The 19,613-nt window shown below is 55.9% G+C and carries 19 protein-coding genes; 4 read left to right on the plus strand and 15 right to left on the minus strand.

Features of this window, described 5'->3' with window-relative positions; translation table 11 throughout:
• Positions 1–109 precede the first annotated feature (109 nt).
• The 3 genes from PUR_RS20685 to PUR_RS26145 all read left to right on the plus strand — a co-directional run bounded on the left by PUR_RS20685 (position 110) and on the right by PUR_RS26145 (position 2,604).
• Positions 110–727: a pyridoxamine 5'-phosphate oxidase family protein gene (locus tag PUR_RS20685; RefSeq protein ID WP_179036867.1), complete on the plus strand. Its 618-nt coding sequence runs from the start codon at positions 110–112 to the stop codon at positions 725–727.
• A 255-nt stretch (positions 728–982) separates the two neighbouring features.
• Positions 983–2,284, plus strand: coding sequence for an aminotransferase class I/II-fold pyridoxal phosphate-dependent enzyme (locus PUR_RS20690; RefSeq protein ID WP_179036868.1), 1,302 nt, complete (start codon positions 983–985; stop codon positions 2,282–2,284).
• A 209-nt stretch (positions 2,285–2,493) separates the two neighbouring features.
• A complete protein-coding gene (locus tag PUR_RS26145) occupies positions 2,494–2,604 on the plus strand; it encodes a YjcZ family sporulation protein (protein WP_232101589.1) in 111 nt (36 codons plus the stop codon).
• A 180-nt stretch (positions 2,605–2,784) separates the two neighbouring features.
• Here the strand turns inward: PUR_RS26145 and PUR_RS20695 are convergent, their stop codons facing one another.
• From PUR_RS20695 to PUR_RS20745, 11 genes are all read right to left on the minus strand, one after another.
• The gene (locus PUR_RS20695; RefSeq protein WP_179036869.1) at positions 2,785–3,672 is read right to left on the minus strand and encodes an alpha/beta fold hydrolase; all 888 of its coding nucleotides are present in this window, start codon (positions 3,670–3,672) and stop codon (positions 2,785–2,787) included.
• The gene (locus PUR_RS20700) at positions 3,669–4,322 is read right to left on the minus strand and encodes a TetR/AcrR family transcriptional regulator (RefSeq protein WP_179036870.1); all 654 of its coding nucleotides are present in this window, start codon (positions 4,320–4,322) and stop codon (positions 3,669–3,671) included. The genes PUR_RS20695 and PUR_RS20700 overlap by 4 nt, the downstream gene beginning before the upstream one ends.
• An 80-nt stretch (positions 4,323–4,402) precedes the next feature.
• On the minus strand, positions 4,403–5,305 hold the full coding sequence (locus PUR_RS20705) for a putative RNA methyltransferase (protein ID WP_179036871.1): 903 nt from the start codon (positions 5,303–5,305) through the stop codon (positions 4,403–4,405).
• Positions 5,306–5,674: 369 nt separating this feature from the next.
• Positions 5,675–6,763 carry an IS200/IS605 family element RNA-guided endonuclease TnpB gene (gene tnpB, locus PUR_RS20710; RefSeq protein WP_179036872.1) on the minus strand — a complete coding sequence of 363 codons (1,089 nt, stop codon included), beginning with the start codon at positions 6,761–6,763 and terminating at the stop codon, positions 5,675–5,677.
• A gap of 339 nt (positions 6,764–7,102) precedes the next feature.
• Complete coding sequence (locus tag PUR_RS20715; protein WP_179036873.1) at positions 7,103–8,035, minus strand: hydroxyacid dehydrogenase; 933 nt, start codon at positions 8,033–8,035, stop codon at positions 7,103–7,105.
• On the minus strand, positions 8,032–9,129 hold the full coding sequence (locus PUR_RS20720) for an Ldh family oxidoreductase (RefSeq protein ID WP_179036874.1): 1,098 nt from the start codon (positions 9,127–9,129) through the stop codon (positions 8,032–8,034). The genes PUR_RS20715 and PUR_RS20720 overlap by 4 nt, the downstream gene beginning before the upstream one ends.
• A gap of 41 nt (positions 9,130–9,170) precedes the next feature.
• Positions 9,171–10,325 (minus strand): UxaA family hydrolase, encoded by a 1,155-nt coding sequence (locus PUR_RS20725; RefSeq protein WP_179036875.1) that lies wholly within the window; start codon positions 10,323–10,325, stop codon positions 9,171–9,173.
• Between the two features lie 2 nt (positions 10,326–10,327).
• Positions 10,328–10,606, minus strand: a complete 279-nt coding sequence (locus tag PUR_RS20730; protein ID WP_179036876.1) for a UxaA family hydrolase — start codon at positions 10,604–10,606, stop codon at positions 10,328–10,330.
• A gap of 28 nt (positions 10,607–10,634) precedes the next feature.
• Entirely contained in the window at positions 10,635–11,723 is a 1,089-nt protein-coding gene (locus tag PUR_RS20735; protein ID WP_232101590.1) for a tripartite tricarboxylate transporter substrate binding protein, read from the minus strand.
• A gap of 34 nt (positions 11,724–11,757) precedes the next feature.
• Positions 11,758–13,287: a tripartite tricarboxylate transporter permease gene (locus PUR_RS20740; protein WP_179036877.1), complete on the minus strand. Its 1,530-nt coding sequence runs from the start codon at positions 13,285–13,287 to the stop codon at positions 11,758–11,760.
• Positions 13,288–13,872: a tripartite tricarboxylate transporter TctB family protein gene (locus tag PUR_RS20745; RefSeq protein WP_179036878.1), complete on the minus strand. Its 585-nt coding sequence runs from the start codon at positions 13,870–13,872 to the stop codon at positions 13,288–13,290.
• 354 nt (positions 13,873–14,226) lie between these two features.
• Here PUR_RS20745 and PUR_RS20750 point away from each other — a divergent pair, with 354 nt between their 5' ends.
• A complete protein-coding gene (locus PUR_RS20750) occupies positions 14,227–14,916 on the plus strand; it encodes a GntR family transcriptional regulator (protein WP_179036879.1) in 690 nt (229 codons plus the stop codon).
• A gap of 359 nt (positions 14,917–15,275) precedes the next feature.
• Here PUR_RS20750 and PUR_RS20755 read toward each other — a convergent pair whose 3' ends face one another.
• The 4 genes from PUR_RS20755 to PUR_RS20770 all read right to left on the minus strand — a co-directional run bounded on the left by PUR_RS20755 (position 15,276) and on the right by PUR_RS20770 (position 19,586).
• Positions 15,276–16,493: an ABC transporter permease gene (locus PUR_RS20755; RefSeq protein ID WP_179036880.1), complete on the minus strand. Its 1,218-nt coding sequence runs from the start codon at positions 16,491–16,493 to the stop codon at positions 15,276–15,278.
• Position 16,494: 1 nt separating this feature from the next.
• The gene (locus PUR_RS20760) at positions 16,495–17,241 is read right to left on the minus strand and encodes an ABC transporter ATP-binding protein (RefSeq protein WP_179036881.1); all 747 of its coding nucleotides are present in this window, start codon (positions 17,239–17,241) and stop codon (positions 16,495–16,497) included.
• On the minus strand, positions 17,238–18,716 hold the full coding sequence (locus PUR_RS20765) for a DEAD/DEAH box helicase (protein WP_179038016.1): 1,479 nt from the start codon (positions 18,714–18,716) through the stop codon (positions 17,238–17,240). The genes PUR_RS20760 and PUR_RS20765 overlap by 4 nt, the downstream gene beginning before the upstream one ends.
• 93 nt (positions 18,717–18,809) lie before the next feature.
• Positions 18,810–19,586 (minus strand): SDR family NAD(P)-dependent oxidoreductase, encoded by a 777-nt coding sequence (locus tag PUR_RS20770; RefSeq protein WP_179036882.1) that lies wholly within the window; start codon positions 19,584–19,586, stop codon positions 18,810–18,812.
• Positions 19,587–19,613 lie beyond the last annotated feature (27 nt).

Here is a 19,613-nt window from a genome sequence, read left to right on the forward strand (position 1 = left end):
TCCCCCATTCAAGTGGACCAATAAAAATAATGTAAATGGGCTCTTTTTTCTTGTCAATCTCCTGTTATGCTGTTTGTTAACCACCTTATCAGTCAAAGGAGCGCTTCAGATGAGAAGAAAAGAATTCAAGGTTGAGCAGGAGGAAGAACTGCAGACCTTTCTGGACGAAATGAGCTTCGGCTTTCTAGGCACGGTCGACGATCAGGGCCATCCGCGCGTCACTCCGCTCAATTTCGTCTATACCGGAGGATGTTTTTATTTCCACGGCAGCCATGCCGGAGGCAAAATGGAAGCCATTCGCAAGATGGACAAGGTCTGCTTCACCGTGGCGGACGAATTCGCCCTGATTCCTTCCTATTTTACCGACCCTCAAATGGCGTGCCCGGCCACCGCCTATTTCAAAAGCGTCACCGCCTTCGGTACGGCCGAGATCGTCACCGATTTAAGCGAAAAAGCGGCTGCGATGGAAAAGTTCATGAAGAAGCTCCAGCCGGAGGGCGGGTATGAGACCATTGACGCGGAAAATCCGAAGTACCGCCCCCAGCTTAAAGCGGTTGCGGTCGTAAGGATCGTTCCAGAGGAAATAACCGCCAAGTTCAAGTTTGGACAAAATCTGAAGGAGGAAGAGCGCAGCGCCGTCATCGGCGGACTTGAGGCAAGGGGCGGAGAACGCGATGCCGAAACGGTGGAGATGATGAAAAAATTCTGCCCGTTCCACTCCTCATAAATGGCTGAATAGACAAACAGGCATTATGCCAAAAGCTGAAACCCGAACGGGACTGTCCGCAAAACGCGGGCAGTCCCGGTTTGCTGTGTGAACGTTTATCAAACCCCTTAAAATTATCCAAAAACTTTTAGAAAAAAACCGATTTTCCGAAGTGACTGTCCCGTATCGCAGATGATATAATGTTAGGCAATGTTAACACGTTTGTTCCGACTTCAAGACGCTCCGATTCCAAAGTTAACCGGAAGGATGAAACCGATGAATCCACAGGCTGGACAATTAAATGAAAGCATTAAAGCCGGAAATGAGCATGTGTACGACATGCTGTCCACTCTCGGCAGAGAAATCTTTTTTCCAAAAGTAGGCATTCTGAGCCAATCCGCCGAGGCGACCGCTCATGCCAAGAAATACAACGCCACAATCGGCATCGCCACCGAGAATGGCGGCCCGATGCATCTGGGCGTCATTCAAGAGAAGCTCTCCGCGTTCGATCCGAAGGACTTGTACGGCTACGCTCCGCCGGCGGGCAAACCGGAACTGCGGACCGTATGGCGCGGGAAAATGCTGCGCGAGAACCCTTCGCTCGAAGGCAAATCCTTCGGCAATCCGATCGTAACCAATGCGCTGACCCACGGGCTCAGCATCGTCGCCGACCTGTTCGCCGAGTCCGGCGACGCGGTCGTCTACCCCGATAAGAACTGGGAGAACTACGAGCTGACCTTTGGCGTCCGGCGCCACGCGGAATTGATTACCTACCCGCTGTTCACCGAGGATATGACCTTCAACAGCGACGGCCTGCTGCAAGCGCTGCTTGCTCAGAAGGACAAGGGCAAGGCCATCGTGCTGCTGAACTTCCCGAACAACCCGACGGGCTATACGCCGGGGATCAAGGAAGGCGACGCGATCGTAGCGGCCATTCTGCAAGCGGCTGAAGAAGGCGTTAATGTTGTCGCGGTTTGCGATGACGCGTATTTCGGACTCTTCTTCGAGGATTCACTCAAGGAATCGCTGTTCGGCAAGCTGGCAAACGTGCATCCGCGCGTGCTTGCGGTCAAGATCGACGGCGCGACCAAGGAAGAATATGTATGGGGTTTCCGCGTAGGCTTCATCACTTATGCTTCCGAGAGCACAGATCTGCTGGCCGCCCTGGAGCAGAAGACGCTCGGCATTATCCGGGCCACCATTTCCAGCGGTCCGCATCCTTCGCAGACATTCGTGCTCGACGCGCTCAAGGCGCCGGCATTCGAGGAACAGAAGGAAGAGAAGTTCCGGGTCATGAAGGGCCGGGCCAACAAGGTCAAGGCATTGCTCGACAGCGGTAAGTACGGAGACGATGTATGGACGTATTATCCTTTTAACTCCGGCTATTTCATGTGCCTGAAGCTTCATACCGTTCAAGCAGAGGAGCTGCGCCAGCATCTGATCCACAATTACGGCCTTGGCACGATCGCCCTTGGCGACACCGACCTGCGCATTGCCTTCTCCTGCATCGCCGAAGAAAACCTGGAAGACTTGTTCGACCTGGTATATGCCGGCATCCGCGACCTGGAAAAAGCCTAACCCTAATTGTAGTCCAGCCTTTGCATATCTGGAGCTGTCCCGAAAGTGGTCTAACCGCTGGGGGACAGTTCTTTTTTATATAAAAGATGGTTATCCGAACCCGTTTTTTAATTTTGCGGCCTTTGCGGCATTGGCCCATACCCCTTTAGTCGACGGCACATACAATACGGTGTACTCAAGTACAACAACTCACCGAAAGGGGAATGAACATGAGCGAAGAAGTAAGAGGCGGATACGGATACAGCCCTTTCACCAGCACTGGAGCCATTCTGGTTCTCTTCATCCTGCTGGTTATCATCTCCAAATCTCTGTTTATCTAATTGGCATTTGATTCATTCTCGGAAGAGAGCCTTCGGGCTCCCTTCCCTCCCATCATGTTCGCGCCGCTTTTATGGCATATCAGCATCGCAGCTGAACTGTCCGAAAGTAAAATAAGGAGATCCGTTCGAGCCAACTCATGGCCCAAAGGATCTCTTTTTTTGTACGAAATATTATTGTATTCAACCTATGCCATTCATAAGCCGTTCATCCGCAAGAAAATTCAGAATCAGCCCGTTAACTTCCTCCGGCTTCTCCAGCGGCAGCCCGTGGCCGGCGCCTTGGATTACATACGCTCTTACATCGGTCATAACGGCACGGGCGCGGCGTACAGCTCGCTCCGCATTATACTGGACCTCCTGATCGCCGATCAGAAGCAGGGCAGGCGCCGTGATCCGCTTCATTTCGTCATCCTTCATATAGGAAGGGAACAGCTTGACCTGCGGAAGCGCGTTCTGCATCGCGACGACAAACTGCTGCTTCAAAACCGGATTGATGGCGTTTCCTCTGCCTGTCATGTAATCCATCAGCGCATGAATCCGCCGTTCCGACGGGAAGAAGCCCGCAAGCATGCATCGGATAAAGAAACGTTTGCTCTGCGGAAGCACACCCGCACCGGGACTTAGGATAACCAGCTTGTCAACGAGAGACGGCCGCAGCACGGCAAGAACCATTGCAACAAAGCCGCCGTAGGAATGCCCGCCGATATGCGCGCGCTGTACTCCAAGAGCCCGAAGCAGCTCTTCGAACCATTCGGCGCAGTCTTCCTTGCTGCGGATCAGCCGCTCCGGTTCGCTTTTATTGATATCGCCCGGAAGGTCCACGGCGTACACTCGGTAAACGGAGGCCAGTTCGCGGATATTCTCCACCCATTCGGTAGAGCTGAAGCAAAAGCCGTGGAACAGGATGAGCGCCGGCGCCCCTTCCGGTCCCGCCGCAAGAATATGCGTCCTGCCATAGGAAGTCACAGCATACCGCTCCTCCACCGTTATCCCCATCAAGCCCACGGTCCGGTCATAAGCCTCAGCCAGCAGTTCGGGGCTGCCGCCCTTTCTGTAAATGGAAATCATAATGGACCCTCCTTAAATTCCGCAAGCTTCGCAAAAAAAGCGACATGCTCCTCCATGCGGCCCCGGATATCTTCCGTGGCCTTTCCGTCCAGGCGCAGCAGTAGAAATTCGGCCACCATGCCGAACAGCGGATATTGATACTCGGCGGCCAGCATGGCTGGCGGCCTCGGGGGTATCCTGCCGGATTCCATATACCGGGCAAACGCCGCCTCCATAAAAGAGAGCGTCCTTCCGATCACCTCATTCAGATAAATCTCGCGCGCCGCCTTGTTGCGGACCTGCTCAAGATATAGGATGCGCCAGATTTCCTCCATTTTCGGACTCAGCACATGATTCATGAAATTCAGATAACCCTGCCTTAAAAAAGCCTCCAGCGGCATCGCCTTAACAATATGCTCCAGTTGTTCTACCGGGGGCATGATCTTCGCTACACTGACGCGAAAGTTGGCGAAGATCGTCTCCTGAAGCTCTTCCTTGCTTCGAAAATGATTATAGAATGAGCTTTCCTTGATCCCGGCCTCCCGGGTCAGGTCGCGGATGGAAACCCCGCTGAAGCCTTTTAATGAGAATGCATCGATGGCAATGTCGATAAGCCTGTTCTTGTTGACATTGACGATCTCCCTATTGGATAGATCCACATAAACGCTCATTGATACAGCCCTCCCGCCGAGACTAACTAACACTCGTTAGTTTGAATATAAGGAAATATTTCCTTGCCGTCAATAGGGATTCAACACATACCTTTTTCATTATCTGCCGCTTCCTTATTTACTCCGATTAAAATATCCAAATCCACGGTGATCTCAGCCGAATCCTGATCGATAAACGCCTCAATGCCCGCTTTGTTCCCGGACCAGGCAAGAGGCGTCATGCGGACCAAATCGGCAAGCTCCGCTTTATTCAGTTCTTTGGTGTAATTGAGCCGGGCAGCATCCAATAAATGAAAATGTTTTTTGAAAAGCTCCGCCGTCTCATCGTTCCGGTACATCTTTTTTTCACTGTGATCGAAGATCGCTTGTCTTAATTCCTTTAAATAACCGGAACGGGGCAAGACCTTGATAACCAGACCATCGCCGGTCAGAATCCGCTTGAATTCCTTGTAATTTGCAGGAGATAAAATATTGAGAACCGCATGTACTGCCCCGTTGGCAAAGGGGGATTTTGCCAGGTCACCCACAATCCAAACGGAATTTTCATATCTCCCGGAGGCCATGACTATACCTTCCTTCGAAAGGTCAAGCCCGATTCCGGTCATTCCCGGACCGCCGCATTCCTCAAGAATCTTGTGCAAATGTGATCCTTCGCCGCAGCCCAAATCGGCAACCGTATAAGGAAATACAGGGCTTCCCTCAGGTTCATTGACCACGTTCGCGATAATTTCATGCAGCGGATCGTACAGACCCGATTCCGTAATGATGCGGCGTCTGGCCTCGAACAATTCTTTCGTGTAATTGCCGCTTGAGGGGTGGGTCGATAAGTTGAGATAGCCCGGTTTGGCAAAATCAAACGTGTGCTTCCTTGAGCAGACCAAGCTTTTATAATCGTCAACCGTCTCCGGACTTCCGCAAATCGGACATTGAAATGCCGACTTCATTTCTTTAACGCGCGCGGCGCTTTTAACTCTTCCATTCATATCTTATCTCCCTCTCAAAATAAAAAATCACAGGCATCCGCCTGCGATCTGGAGTAAAGGGAAAAAGAGCCATCCTTATTGGGTTGGGGATGAAGCCAAGATAGCCGCCGCCAAATAAACCTTCGGCTTGCCAACCGGAAGAAAGAGAAGGGTTTGAACACTCCCCCACTTAGCTAACACTTGAAGTGGGGGATTCTTGGGTAATCCCTTCAACTGAGGGGAATTCATATCGATATTTTCTCACGAAAAATCGTATACCAAGCGATCCCTGCGGTTCCCGCAGTTTTCCAAAGGAAAATCTGTACCGATCTTCCCACAGTTTTAAGATTTTTGCCTTAGCAATATTTAAAGGAAAGGTGGTATTGACATTTAGACAGCAAGTTTTTTGATGTTATGTGCGGCATTTTCATCTCGATCATGAAAGGTATGGCACGATGGACATTCCCATTGCCGCACAGACAATTTCTTTACTTCGGAATGGATATAGCCGCATACATGACACCTTTGGCTCGTTGGGGCGAACGTGTCGGCAACCTTCACCGTACGTCCATACCATTCCGCTTTATACGAAAGCTGACGTTCAAATTCACTCCAGGACGCATCGGCGATGGATTTGGCCAGCCGGTGATTTTTGAGCATGTTCGCCACTTTCAGATTTTCGATGCTGATCGTTTGGTTTTCACGAATCAGCTTCGTGGTGAGTTGATGCAAAAAATCATGGCGGCTGCCCACGATCTTTTCATGGATTTGGGCAACCTTCTGTTTGGCTTTCTGCCAATTGGAGCCCCCTTGGTTACGGCGAGCCATGCGGCGTTGCCAAAATGCAAGTTTTTGTTCATATTTGCGAAACACTTTGGGATTGGGAACCCGCACCTTATCAGAGCAGACCGCAAATTCCTTGAGTCCAAGGTCAACGCCAATCTCCTTATCGGTCTGCGGCAGAGGTTTCATTTCCACTTCGCAGAGGAGGGATACAAAATACTTGCCTGCCGCATTTCGCCGCAGGGTAGCAGAAAGAATGCGACCTTCACACGCTCTGGAGTTGGCAAAGCGAAGCCACCTAAGCTTCGGAAGTTTAAGTTGGTTTCCGTCGATAGCAATGTTGTCATTGGTGTATTTGGTGGTGTAGCTTTGCACAGGATGCTTTCGGCTTTTGAAACGCGGGGCCTGATTTTGTTTCTTGAAGAAACGTTCAAAGCTGTCTGCCACGTTTCGCACCGCCGATTGCAAAGCAATGCTATCTACCGATTTCAACCATTCAAATTGCTGTTTGAGTGCAGGAAGCTGTGTGGCACAGGTGTTATAGGACAGCCCTTTGCCTGCCGCCGCATAGGTTTCGTTCCATTTGACTAAGAAATGATTGAAGACAAAGCGGCAACAGCCAAACATTTGATGGATGAGTTGCCGTTGTTCCGGATTGGGATAGACGCGATATTTGTAAGCTTTATGCACCAACATGCCACAGGGCCTCCTTTCGTGTAAGACATTTCCATTATAGCACATGTGTTCGCTTTGAAGCGAAAAACCGCCGCTTCATCTCCTCCCTATAGAGGAAGGAGTCTTCTCGGCTTTTAAGATAAAAAAAGAAAGGCAGCATGATCCGCCCTTCTTTTTTAGGAGATATTTTCCCTGGCAAAAGAAGATTATAAAAATGGACAGACTGAGCCCGTTTACTCTGTATTCACAAACAGAGCCTTTGAACGTATTTAATTACGGGTTCAAAGTCGGGAAACGCAGTCTGATATAATGTACCATTTTTAAAAATCCGGTTAGGAGCAAGGGCCGATTCCACGCCCGTTACCCGGCTTGTCCGCGCAACGCGGAGATGACTTCGGCCGATACGATCTCCGATATTTGCTCCTGCGACTCCTGCGTCAGCCCGGCGATATGGGGCGTGATCGTACAGGTCGGGAGCGCCAGCAGCGGATGATCCTTCAGCGGCGGCTCCTCGCCAAGCACGTCCAGCACGGCCCCGGCAAGTCTATTCGCAGAGAGCGCCCCAATCAGAGCTTCTTCGTCGACTACGGCCCCTCTCGACGTATTGATCAGAACGGCGGTCGGCTTCACCAGATTCAGCGCCGAAGCGCCGATCAGACCGAGCGTCGACGGAAGCAGCGGAACATGCAGGCTGATATAGTCGCTTTCGGCCAGCACCCGGTTTAAGTCGGCGGGAATAATTCCCGCCTCGGCGGCAGTATCTCCGTCCTTCTCAAGCCGGGGGTCGCAGCCCAGAACCTTCATCCCGAGCGCCTTGGCCCTGGCGCCCGTCCGCCTGCCGATTTCGCCCACGCCGATGAGTCCCAGCGTCTTGCCTCCGATTTCATGCAGGGTGAACTGCTGCCGCGGCCAGCCCCCGGAACGCACGCTGTCCGCCGCATCCCCGAGACGGCGGGCGGAATGAAAGATGGCCGCGATGACGTATTCAGCCACAGAGGAAGCATTGGCGCTTCCCGCCGTAACGACCGGGATATGCCGCCGGGCCGCCGCATCCAGATCGATATTGTCCAGTCCTGCGCCGAGCCGTCCGATCACTTTAAGGCGGGGAGCCGCTTCGATCAAGTCCGCATTTACCCGCGTCTGGTTGCGGACAATCAGGGCGTCCGCTTCTTTGACGGCTTCACTCAGCTCCGGACTGTTCCACAGACCAGGATCATAATATACATGATGACCCTCTTGCTCAAGCCGTGCCAGTCCATTCGGAGCGTTCCACTCCGTTATAACAATATTCATGCCTCATTTCCCCTTTGCGTTCCTTCATCCTCCTGCGTGAGCTGCGGAGGGAACGGAACCCCGGCAGTCACCGCCAAGTCTTCCAGTTCGCTTACGACATTGTCAGGCAGAGAAATGCCGGACAGCCGATTCCTCACGGCGGAGCGGAATCTCCGCTCTCCCGGAAGCAGAATCTCCTCCGCCCCGTGCGACAGAGGAACCTGCTTGATCTCGTCCGCAAACCGCGAGACGGAGTCGCCGTACACCTCCGTGTCAAGCCAGCGGTCCAGCGAGAACAGCAGGATCACATGTCCCACATCGGCGTTCTTGTCGCCCTCCTTGTACAGGTTCCCGATATGCGGGCCGAAGGATGCTCCGGTCAGAATGCCGCACAGCATCTCCACGGCTAGCGCCAGCGCATACCCTTTGGCTCCGCCAAGCGGGAGAACCGCTCCTTTGAGCGCTTCTCCGGCATCGGTCGTCGGTCTTCCCTCGCTGTCGATCGCCCAACCTTCCGGTATTGGCTGCTCCTGCTTCTGCGCCTGCATGATCTTTCCCCGCGCTACAACGCTGGACGAGAGGTCGGCGACGATCGGCGGCTGGTCTCCGGCGCCGGACGGGAACCCGAACCCAATCGGGTTCGTCCCGAGAAAGGCCGACCGGCCTCCCCAAGGAGCAATGCCCGGCGGGGAGTTGGTCATGACGACCGACGCCATGTTCTCCTTGGCCGCCTCCTGGCATAGGTAAGCCGCCGTTCCGAAGTGATTGCTTCCACGGACGAATACCGCCGCAACCCCCAACTCCCGGGCAACGGGAATACCCTCCTGCAAAGCCCGGACGGCGACAACCTGGCCCAGCCCGTTCCCGCCGTCCACGGTCAGCACAGCGCCGTGGCGCTCGGCAGCAATGTCCGGCGAAGCGCTGATTCTCCCTTCCCGGATGCGCCGGGAATAGACCGGCAGTCTGCTGACGCCATGGCTGCCATGCCCTTCCAGATCGGCGCGGATCAGCGAATCGGCCGTAATAAACGCATCTTCCTCCGGTACATCCAAGGATATCAGAACCGACTGTACAAATTCGTAGAGCTTCCCGCTGTCATAGCGCTTTGCCGACATTTCCGCGTTACGCCTCCCCATTCATTTCACTTTATTGTTATTCACGCGCTCGGATACAGCTTCGTCATCACAAATTCCCGGTGGCCGAGCGCTTCCGCCGCCGTCAGCCGTCCGTTAACGGTCCGTTCCAGCGTCTCCAGCAAGCGTTCCCGCGCTTCAGGCAGCGTAATCGTACGTTCCAGCAGCGGACTTACATCAACGTCGATATGCTCGGCCATCAGCTTGACCGTCTTCGGGTTGGCCGATACTTTGATCACCGGCTCGATCGGATTGCCAATCACATTGCCCTGACCCGTCGGAAAGAAATGGACGACCGCTCCGGCGGCGGCCATGAGCGTTATGCACTCCGCAGCGGCGGAAGAGCTGTCCATGAAATACAGACCCGGGCCGTTCTGCGGCGCCTCGGCAGGCTTCAGTACGCCGATGACCTGCTTGCTGCCGGTTTTTTCGATATTGCCGAGCGCCTTCTCTTCAATCGTGGACAGCCCGCCGGCGATATTGCCCTGGGTCGGCTGGGAGCCGAGCAGATCCACTCCCTGGGAAGCGAATCCCGAGACATAACGGTCATAGGTGCGCTGGAATTGTCCGCGCAGCTCTTCCGTTGCCATCCGGTCCGCGATCAGATGCTCTCCGCCGGTAAGCTCGGAAGTCTCCCCGAAAAACACGGTCGCCCCCTGATCAATCAAATAGTCGACCGTTTCTCCTACCGTCGGGCAGGAGCCAAGCCCCGTCGTCGTATCCGATTCTCCGCACTTGATGCTTACGGTAAGCTCCGAGAGGGATACAGGCTCACGCTGAAGCTCTGTGGCCCACTGCACGAATTCTTTGGCTTTCCAGGCCGCCCGCCGGATAATTTCCAGATCGCCCAAGCCTTCGATGGAGAATCCGGCAACCGGTTTGCCCGTTGCGGCGATGCCGTCCGTTATGATCTTCGTCCAGTTCGGCTCGATGCCGATCACGATGACGGCCGCCACGTTCGGATTGCTGCCCGTTCCGATCATCGTCCGGAAGTGCAGCTCCAAATCCTCTCCGTACTGCAGCCGCCCGTAAGCATGAGGCAGAGCCAGCGTGCCCGAGATGACCTTAGCCACCGCCTCGCAGGCCGCGTTTGAAATGTCGTCAACCGGTAAAATAATGACATGATTGCGAATGCCCACCTTGCCGTTTTCTCTGCGATATCCAAATAATTGTCCCATTGTTACCACCTCGCCGATTTAATATTGTGAGTATGAACGTATTCCCCTTCGGTCAGCCCCTCCGGTGCAATGCCGATGGGAATGCCGTATTCGATGACCCTGCCGCCTTTCTCAAGAACGCCGATGGATATTTTATGCCCCAACGGAACATTCTGAAGGCTTGTCACCGTTAATTCCGAATCGTCATCCATAAAGACCCCGACGACCTGCTGCCCGGCGGTAATGTCCGTCGTTGCGACACCCACCTGATCTCCCCGTTTGTGAATCAAAAAATGATGCATGCTCATTCCCCCATTCGTCATATTAGCGTTACTTGCGGATTCCCGTCTCGGTGGCGAGACCTGTGTAATACTCCGCTTCCTTTTTTACAAAATCCTTAAACCCCTGTCCTGTAAGCACGTTCGGATCAACCTGCAGCTTCTTGAGCTTCGCGACGAAATCCGGGTCCTGTGCCAGCTTGGCGACTCCATCTGCCCACTTCTTGACGATCTCCTGCGGCGTTCCTTTCGGAAAGCTCATTCCCGTCCACCAGGAGACGGACAAATCCTTCACTCCCTGCTCCGCCGTTGTGGGGACATCGGGATAATACGGGCTGCGCTCGGGAGACAGGATTGCCAGCACCTTCAGCTTGCCAGCCTTGACCAGGGTGGAAGTCTCATTTACGGTGTGAACGGCCAGAACCGCGTTTCCTCCGGCTACAAGGGGCAGAGATTCGGAAGCGCCTTTAGTGGCAACCATCCGGGTTCTGGAAAAGTCGGCTCCAATCGCTTTCAGCCATTCGGCTACGGCAAAAGTAGAGAAGCCCGCAGGCCCTACGCTGGTCCAGGTCAATTTCTCGGGGTTCGCTTTCGCCCATTCCGAGAATTCGCGGAAATCCTTCCACGGCGCGTCGGCGGCCACCACGAAGACGGGCGCGTCCGTTACGACTCGGGCCGCAAATTCGTGGTCGCTTAGGAGAACCGGCGCCGCGGCCGATCCGGCCTGCAGCATGGTCGTGCTCGCCACATTATCCGCAAGCACCGTGTAGCCGTCATTGGCCGCTTGTTTGAGCGCGTACTGCGCGCCGGTGGCGCCGCCCGCGCCGGGCTTATTGACGATTTCGATCGGCTGCCCCCATTCCTTGCTGAGCCCTTCCGCAACCGTCCGGGCAACCAAATCTACGCCGCCTCCGGCCGAGAACGGCACCACATATTCGATGGGCCTGTTCGGATAGTCGGCGTTAGCCGAGGAGGCCGATCCCGCCGCCGAAGCGGAGGGAACCGCCGTTTCACCGCCCGTTTGGGCAGCCCCGCCTGCGCCGGACTCCGCCGTGGAATTTGCTCCGCAGCCGGAGACCAGAAACAGCAGCGCCAGTGTCAGCGGCAGCAGCCGGGAAGCCTTTTTGTTCAATGTTTTCAATTCATTCACTCTCCTAATTATGTTTTAGGCGGCTTTACGCTTCCGCATTGATGATGCTGAGCGAATCGCCGCGTTCCTCACGGATTCTTTTTTTGGTGCGGCGGACCATGTACAGAGAGAAGACCAGCATGGCCGCGGCGGCTATAATGAAAGCGACCGAGAGACCTCTTTGAACAAAGATGCCGAGGCTTCCGCCGGAAATCGCCATCGACTGCAAAAATGACTGCTCCATCAAGGGACCGAGAATAAAACAGAGAATAAGGGGCATGATCGGCCAGTCATGCTTTTGCAGGTAATAACCGGCGACCCCGAAGACAACGGCCACCTGGACATCGAACAGATTGTTGCGTACCGTATAGGCTCCGATCATACTGAGCAGAAGAATCACCGGCGCAAGAATCGAGAACGGGACCCGGGTCAGCTTGGCCCAAATGCCCACCAGCGGCAGGTTCAGCACCAGCAGCATCACGTTGCCGATGAACATGCTCGCGATGACGGTCCACACAAAGCTTCCTTTCTGCTCGAACAGCATCGGACCCGGCGTCAGCCCGTAGATCATCAGTCCGGCGAGCAGTACGGCCAGCGGCGGCGAGGAAGGGATGCCGAGAGCGAACAGCGGAATAAATCCGGCCGAGCTTGTCGCGTTGTTCGCGGCTTCCGGAGCGGCCACGCCCTCGATGGCTCCTTTCCCGAACAGATGGCGGCGGCGCGAGATTCTTTTGGCGAAATCATAAGACAGAAAGGAAGTTACGGCTGCCGAGCAGCCCGGCAGCAGCCCCATGAAGAAACCGATCAGCCCGCCCGCGGCGATGGAAGGAGCGCTTTGCTTCAGATCCTGCCGGCCCGGATAGACGCTGCCGATATTTCCGGCGGAAATCGCGGTCTTCTTCTCCGACAAACCTCTCATAACTTCGGCGATCGAGAAGAGCCCGATCAGAATGCTCACCATATCAAGCCCCCCTTCCAGCGGGCTCCAGCCCAAGGTGAACCGGTACAGACCGGAGTTCGCGCCTAGCCCGATGAGTGACAAGGCAATGCCGGCCAGGCCCATAACGGCCGATTTGACGAATCGTCCGCCGGTCATTCCCATCATGATGACCAGCGTCAGGAGAAGGACGGAGAACATTTCCGGCGGACCGAAACGCAGCGCCTGATTGGCCAGCACGGGAGCGAACAGGACGAGACCGAGCACACCCAGCACGCCTGCGATAAAAGATGCGATAGCGGCGATGCCGAGTGCCGGTCCTCCCCTGCCCTGCTGTGCGAGCGGATAGCCGTCCAGACAGGTGGGGACGGATGAGGCCTCGCCCGGAATATTGAGCAGAATGGCGGTCGTCGATCCGCCGTACATCGCTCCGTAATAAATGCCCGCGAGCATGATAATCGCCTGCGTCGGTTCAAGAACCGCCGTTACGGGCAGCAGAATGGCGATCGACGAGGTCGGGCCAAGCCCCGGCAGCACGCCGACGAAGGTTCCCACAAGCACGCCGATGGCAGCCATCAGCAGATTCATCGGTGTGACCGCATGTCCAAAGCCGTCCAGCAGCATGGATAAATTGCTCATTTAATCGCCTCCTTGATGCAGCCACAGCGTTCCTGCCGAAAACGGAGTGTGCAGCCATTCGATAAAGATCAAATACAGACCCGCCGTCAGCAGCAAAGCGTACACAGCGCAGCGCCACCATCTGCCGATTCCCAGCAGTCGAAACAGAAGCAGAGCGATGATGAAGGTCCCCACCAGGTAACCCGCCCAAGGAAGAATAAAAGTGTAGATCAGCAGCAGGAGCGGGATCAGGCCCTGCCTTGGCAGAAACTGAAGCCGCCCGCTTATCCGATCCCCCGAGCGAGTATCCGAAGGTGGAGATCCGTCAACAATGGACTCGTCAGCATTGAATTTGCCAATGGATGATTCGGCTTCCGCCAACTCCGGAGTGGTTAATCCGGCAGCGGACGATTTGACGGATGGCCCGGGAAACAATACCAACCAGACTCCCGCCAGGGCCAGTCCCGCTCCAATAAATGCGGGGAAGGTATGGTCTCCGCCGAGCAGACTGACATGATAAGGGTATAGGCGGTAAGCTTCGCGAAGAGAGAGACAGCCGACCAGAATGGCAATCACTCCGGCAGAGCGGTCAGCCGCGCTTTTCATTCTCATTCCTCCTGACTATGACCGTTTAAACGCAAAAAACCCGCCGAGGCTTTATATAGCCGAAAGGCAGGTCTCCGTCTGTACGGTCGACACTCTTAATATATGTTGTATACAACATACAAATAAAAAAGATGAACTTCCACATTATCAGCAGCAATATGTATAGTCTATAGGTTTAGTTGGCTTTATTCCTGCTATGCCACGTATCATATCACCGCCTTCTTTTTCCTGTCAATGCTATTTTCTCAACTATTTTTGCAGAAAATATCTTTTGACAAATACTTGCTAATATGATTTAAATAAATGTTGTATACATGATTTATGCAATCACTTGACCCGATAAGGAATGATTCCATGCCTAAACTGATCCGAATCGATAATGCCAATTTGCTGGAGAAAACATACGGCATTCTGAAAGAACTGATTATCAAAAGAGAGTTCCCGCCCGAACACAAGCTCTCCATTCCCGAATTATCTGCTCAGCTTGGGGTAAGCCGGACGCCGATCCGTGATGCGCTGGGCCGGCTGGAAATGGACGGATTGATCAAGACGGTGCCGAAGGTCGGCACTTTTGTCGTCGGGTTCTCCTCTGAGAACGTGCTCGACATTATGGATACGCGCCTGATGATTGAACTGTGGGTCGTGGAGAAGCTGACTTCGGGAATGGCCCAGGCCAGTCAGGATATCGTCTCCAATATGGAGAAGATTCATGAAACCTCGGTCTATATCGTCAACACCTCGAAGCTGGAAAATTACCACGAAGGAGATTACAATCTTCATTTTCACATGGAATTTCTGAAGTTGGGCGGAAACCGGAATATTCTGAATATATATCAAAACACCATGAATTACCGCTACCTGGCGATGAAATCGTACCTGATTACGAAGGAAATGGTCCTTCATTCATTGCAGCAGCACGAACGGATTATCGGTTCCCTCAAGGCGGGCTCCCATGACGATCTTAGACAAGTGGTGAGCGAGCATCTGGAGGATGCGAAAATCCGTCTGTACAAAAATATCAATCTGAACGGCGGGCTGATCTAAGCCGGAGCATACCGTAGGTCCATCACGTTCAAGTCATCAAGAAAAAATACGGTGCTGCGGAGTTGTGCCTACATCTGCTGAACCATGAGGTTGGCAAAAAAACAGGGCTGTCCCTAAGTCATCTAGGATGACTTTTGGAATAGCCCTTTTTGCGTCCGGGGATGAGAAGCCCCGTTGGCCAACTGGCGGATATGAGCGGGAAAAACCCCTCTAATTCACAAGAAATCGAGCTGTCCAACAGCTTATCTGGAAAAACTCCATCTAATTCACGGGATCCGCCTGTTCGGTCGATGAAACGTCCCAATTAGCATCGGCAAAACCGCTTGCTCCCCGGCCTGAGGCCCGTGGCTCAGGCCGCGCTAGAAATCGTCGTCGCCTACACTCCTCATTTTCCGTCCTAAACGGGTCCTTACGATCAGAACGAGCGCCGCTCCAGCGGCCAGCGAGCCAAGCGCCCTGAGGAGCGTGCCGCTTCCGGCAGCCAGCGGAAGCCACAACGCGAGCGCGAATGCCAGATGCGCCCGGAACACGAAGGAGACGGTGCTGCGGCTCCGGCTGTTCTCCGGCAGCGGATAGACCGTCAGCCAGAAGGATTCGCCGTGCAGCTTCGACAGGGCGGAGAGCTGGACGCCGATGATGAACAGGAAGAACAAATAAATCCCGGCGCCGACTAGGCTGCCGCGGTTCCACCACTCCAGCACCAAAGCCAAAACTCCAAGTCGCAGCACTATGCCCAAAATATCGCCGCGAGCAAAACTTTTGGTCAGTAGATAGCGGTAGGCGCTGTCCGGTCTCCAAGGAAGTCCCGCCCCCCAGCGAGAGAGCCAGCGGCGGAAATAGACACGCTGCTGGCGTCCGGGAACCTCGACGAACCAGCCGAGCAGCATTTGGGCCCGGCCGCTCTGAACCTTCTCCTGAGCGATCAGCCGCTCCCAGGGAACGGCGTGCCGGGCAGGTACGGCAAGAGCCGCCAGATAAGCCGCCGCCAGCAGCATGGAGAAGCCCATTCCTTTATGGAAAGGCTGCCACAGCCAGGCGGCGATGATCAGGCCGCCCACCGCCCAGCGCAGCAGGCGATACCCCGCAGAGGCGGCTAGGGAGAGCATCTTCAGCTCCCGCCAGCAGCCGTAAGCGGAGAGAAGCTTTACGCCAAGGAGCAGCGCGGCGGTGACTAACAGAGACTTCGGCGATTCCTCCGTGCGTATGTACAAAGGCCACAATATTAAGAGCGCCATAAGGAGCCGCAGGCTCTTCCAAACGGTTCCCCTGATCCAGGCCGGTGCAAAATACTCGTGCATCCGGTGCTCCTGCGGCAGCAGGAAGACGGCATCCGCAGGCTGCAGATAAGTGCGGAAGCTGCTATGAACCGCGGCCGGCAGCAGCGCCGCCAGCATGATCCAGCGGATCGGCACGCCGGATGGAATATCCTTCAGCACCGAAGTATACCAGGCCGAAAACGCGATAAGGATGAACAGCAGCACGAACGCCACGCCGCTCTGGATAATATAGCCCACATAGGGAAGGAGCTTGCCGGCCGCTCGGCTGCGCCGTTCCCCTTGCAGCTCTTTCAGATCCATGCTACTTCCCTCCCTGGACCAGCTCGTAGAACAGTTGCTCCAGCGGCAGGCCCGGCTTGCCTGCGGCAGCCCCTATTTCCGCCAAGCTACCCTCGGCGATGACCCTGCCCTGGTGCAGCACGATGAAACGGTCGCAATAGTTCTCGATCGTGGAGAGGATATGGGAACTGAGCAGAATGGATGAACCCGATTGCTTGATCTCCAACATGAAGTCCAGCAGCGAGCGGATGCCGAGCGGGTCGAGGCCGAGAAAAGGCTCGTCGATTACATACAGCGCCGGACTCGCGACAAAAGCGCACATGATCATCACTTTCTGCTTCATCCCTTTGGAGAGATGGCCGGACAGGCTGTCCATCTTATCTTCCATCCGGAACAGCTCCGAAAGGCGGCGGCTGCGGGCCTCGTAATCGGTGCGGCTCACACCGTAGGCCCTGGCCGTAAATTCCACATGCTCGCGGACCGTCATTTCTTCGTACAAGAGCGGCGACTCGGGCACAAAGGATAGCGCGCTGTGATACCCTGCCGAATCGTTGTCCCGCGTTCTGCCTTGAACGGCGATTCCGCCTTTATGCGGCGTCATCAAGCCGAGAATATGCTTCATGGTGGTGCTCTTGCCTGCTCCGTTCAGACCGATCAGCCCGACCATCTCCCCCGGCTGTACCTGCAGGGAAATATCGTGCAGCACCGGCTTGTTCAGGCTGTACCCGCCGGTCAGGCCCGCAATCTCCAGTACGGGAGCCGCACTCATTGCCCGTCACCTCCGGACCTTTTGTCCTTCAGCCATTTGGGCGCTCCCTTGTTCTTGCGGTTGCGCTCCCGCTCCGCGTTGCGGGGCTTGTTGCCCGCGGGAGCGGACGCCTGGGCTCCGCGCGGCCCGGAGCCCGTCCTGCCGCCCGGTGCCGCCGGGCGCGCCTTGCCGCCGCGCGGCTCCTCGTGACGCCCATTCTCGGCGTCACGGCCGGCCTGCCCGCGCCCGGCCGCGCCCCCCGGTGCCGGCGCGGCGTGCGGGCGGATGCCGGCGGTCCGCACCGCCGGCAGGCCGCTGCGCGGCTTCTCGCGGCGCGGGCCTGCGCCGCCGCGCACTTCCTCCGGCGGCAGAATTTTGCCGCCGTACAGCGCGCGTTCGCTCAAGTCGATGCCGAGCTCACGAGCGAACTTGCGCATAATGAACGTCTGCTGCGGCGTGACGATCGACAGCGACAGGCCGCTGCGGCCCATTCGTCCCGTCCGTCCCGCCCGGTGCACATAGTGCTCCGCGTCGAACGCGGGATCGAAGCTGACGACAAGCGGCAAATCCTCGATGTCCAGCCCGCGCGCCGCCACGTCGCTCGCAACCAGCACAAGGAATTTGCCCTCCCGGAAACGGCCCAGCACCGTGCTGCGCGTCACCTTGTCGGCGTCGCCGTACAGCGCCGCCGCCGTCAGTCCGAGGTGATTCAGTTTGGCTTCCACCTCCGCAATCGCCTCAGCCGTGTTGACGAAGACAATCGCCCGCTTCGGATTGTAATAGCGAAGCACCCGCCGAAGCGCATCGACCTTGTCCCGCTCCTCCACGGCGATATAAAGATGCTCCAGTCCGCGCGCCGTCCTAGCCTCCGGATCGATGCCGACCTCGGCCGGATCGTTCATGACCTTGGAGGCCAGCGCCCGCGTCTCCGGTCCGATCGTCGCCGACAGCATCACGAGCTGGCGGCTGCGCAGGGCGCTTGCGATAATCTTCTCCAGTTCGCCCGCCCCGCCGAGTTGGAACATTTGGTCCGCCTCGTCGAGGACGATCGTGGCGACCTCGTGCATCTTCAGCTTGCGCAGTCCGATCAGCTCACGCACACGTCCCGGTGTGCCCACGACCAGCTGCGGATGCTCGCGCAGCCTTTCGATCTGGCGTCCGACCGCCGCACCGCCGATCAGCCCGAGCGTACGGATGCCGCGTCCCTCGCCGTAACGCTCCGCTTCGCGCACAATCTGCATCGCGAGCTCCTGAGTCGGGGCAAGCACCAGCTTCTGGACCGCTCGGAGCTGCGGATCGATTCCTTGCAGAAGGGGCAGCAGGTAAGCCAGCGTTTTGCCCGTTCCGGTCTGGGAAGCTGCGAGCACATCCCGTCCTTCCAGCAGCAGCGGAATAGTCTCCGCCTGAACGGGAGAAGGAGAGGTGATGCCGAATTCCGTCAATCGGGCTTCAAGGTCTTCCTGGATGCCGATAGCCGCAAAAGAAGCTTTATTCATAGGGAAATTCATCCTTTTCACTGTATAGTATCCATTCATTATATGCCAAAAAGGCCTATCCACCAAATGGAAGGCCATCTGCTCTTCTTTATGCTATTTCCGGTTAAGCATCTTGTAAGTCAGCTTGTCCGCCAGCCGCGGGAACAGCCCGTACAAGCGAATGCTGGCAGCCGCCAGCCTTGGCAAATCCAGCTCTTCCTTATCCTTCTCCATCAGTTTCACTATCTTTTCGGCGACATATTGAGGACTCATCATGAAGCCGCCCACATTCTTGACGTAGTCTCCGGAGGGATCGGCCAGATTGAAAAACTCGGTCTCAATCGGTCCCGGATTGACCGCCGACACGGTAATGCCGCTGTGGCGCAGCTCCTGCCTCAGCGCGTTTGTGAAGCCGAGGACGGCATGCTTCGAGGCGGTATAGGCCGCCGCCCGCGAGGTGCCGATCTTGCCGGCCATCGAGGCCACATTGACGATCTGTCCGCTTCCCCGCTCCAGCATATGCGGAACTGCCGCCTTGGTGCAGCGGACGACGCCCATGTAATTAACGTTCATCATTTCATTGAACTCTTCGACCGGCATTTCCGTGAAGTCCCCGAACCTGCCATAGCCCGCATTATTGAGCAAAATATCGATTCTGCCGTACGCCGCAATAATCTTGGCGAAAGTCTCTTCCACTTCGCCGGAACGGCTCACATCGCAGCGGTATAGTCCGTACCCTCCCGTTATCCCTTCCGCAGCAGTCTTCAGCTTGTCCTCCGACCTGGCAAGCAGCACAGGAATGGCTCCGCGCTGTCCGAGCAGACGCGCCGTAAGCGCGCCGATGCCGCTGGAAGCGCCGGTGATGACTACGATTTTACCCTTAAGCTCCATCGCCCGACCCTCAGCTCCTATCTTGCT

Source organism: Paenibacillus sp. URB8-2, assembly GCF_013393385.1.
In the GTDB taxonomy this organism is placed as follows: Bacteria; Bacillota; Bacilli; order Paenibacillales; family Paenibacillaceae; genus Paenibacillus_AQ.

What these genes read in the sequence shown, in the direction of transcription:
- PUR_RS20690 (WP_179036868.1), top strand. Translation starts at nt 983, where the DNA reads ATGAATCCACAGGCTGGACAATTAAATGAAAGCATTAAAGCCGGAAAT.
- PUR_RS20695 (WP_179036869.1), bottom strand. Translation starts at nt 3,672, where the DNA reads ATGATTTCCATTTACAGAAAGGGCGGCAGCCCCGAACTGCTGGCTGAG.
- PUR_RS20730 (WP_179036876.1), bottom strand. Translation starts at nt 10,606, where the DNA reads ATGCATCATTTTTTGATTCACAAACGGGGAGATCAGGTGGGTGTCGCA.
- PUR_RS20770 (WP_179036882.1), bottom strand. Translation starts at nt 19,586, where the DNA reads ATGGAGCTTAAGGGTAAAATCGTAGTCATCACCGGCGCTTCCAGCGGC.
- PUR_RS20720 (WP_179036874.1), bottom strand. Translation starts at nt 9,129, where the DNA reads ATGTCGGCAAAGCGCTATGACAGCGGGAAGCTCTACGAATTTGTACAG.
- tnpB (WP_179036872.1), bottom strand. Translation starts at nt 6,763, where the DNA reads ATGTTGGTGCATAAAGCTTACAAATATCGCGTCTATCCCAATCCGGAA.
- PUR_RS20700 (WP_179036870.1), bottom strand. Translation starts at nt 4,322, where the DNA reads ATGAGCGTTTATGTGGATCTATCCAATAGGGAGATCGTCAATGTCAAC.
- PUR_RS20715 (WP_179036873.1), bottom strand. Translation starts at nt 8,035, where the DNA reads ATGAATATTGTTATAACGGAGTGGAACGCTCCGAATGGACTGGCACGG.
- PUR_RS20745 (WP_179036878.1), bottom strand. Translation starts at nt 13,872, where the DNA reads ATGAAAAGCGCGGCTGACCGCTCTGCCGGAGTGATTGCCATTCTGGTC.
- PUR_RS20740 (WP_179036877.1), bottom strand. Translation starts at nt 13,287, where the DNA reads ATGAGCAATTTATCCATGCTGCTGGACGGCTTTGGACATGCGGTCACA.
- PUR_RS20705 (WP_179036871.1), bottom strand. Translation starts at nt 5,305, where the DNA reads ATGAATGGAAGAGTTAAAAGCGCCGCGCGCGTTAAAGAAATGAAGTCG.
- PUR_RS20760 (WP_179036881.1), bottom strand. Translation starts at nt 17,241, where the DNA reads ATGAGTGCGGCTCCCGTACTGGAGATTGCGGGCCTGACCGGCGGGTAC.
- PUR_RS26145 (WP_232101589.1), top strand. Translation starts at nt 2,494, where the DNA reads ATGAGCGAAGAAGTAAGAGGCGGATACGGATACAGCCCTTTCACCAGC.
- PUR_RS20685 (WP_179036867.1), top strand. Translation starts at nt 110, where the DNA reads ATGAGAAGAAAAGAATTCAAGGTTGAGCAGGAGGAAGAACTGCAGACC.
- PUR_RS20765 (WP_179038016.1), bottom strand. Translation starts at nt 18,716, where the DNA reads ATGAATAAAGCTTCTTTTGCGGCTATCGGCATCCAGGAAGACCTTGAA.
- PUR_RS20755 (WP_179036880.1), bottom strand. Translation starts at nt 16,493, where the DNA reads ATGGATCTGAAAGAGCTGCAAGGGGAACGGCGCAGCCGAGCGGCCGGC.
- PUR_RS20725 (WP_179036875.1), bottom strand. Translation starts at nt 10,325, where the DNA reads ATGGGACAATTATTTGGATATCGCAGAGAAAACGGCAAGGTGGGCATT.
- PUR_RS20750 (WP_179036879.1), top strand. Translation starts at nt 14,227, where the DNA reads ATGCCTAAACTGATCCGAATCGATAATGCCAATTTGCTGGAGAAAACA.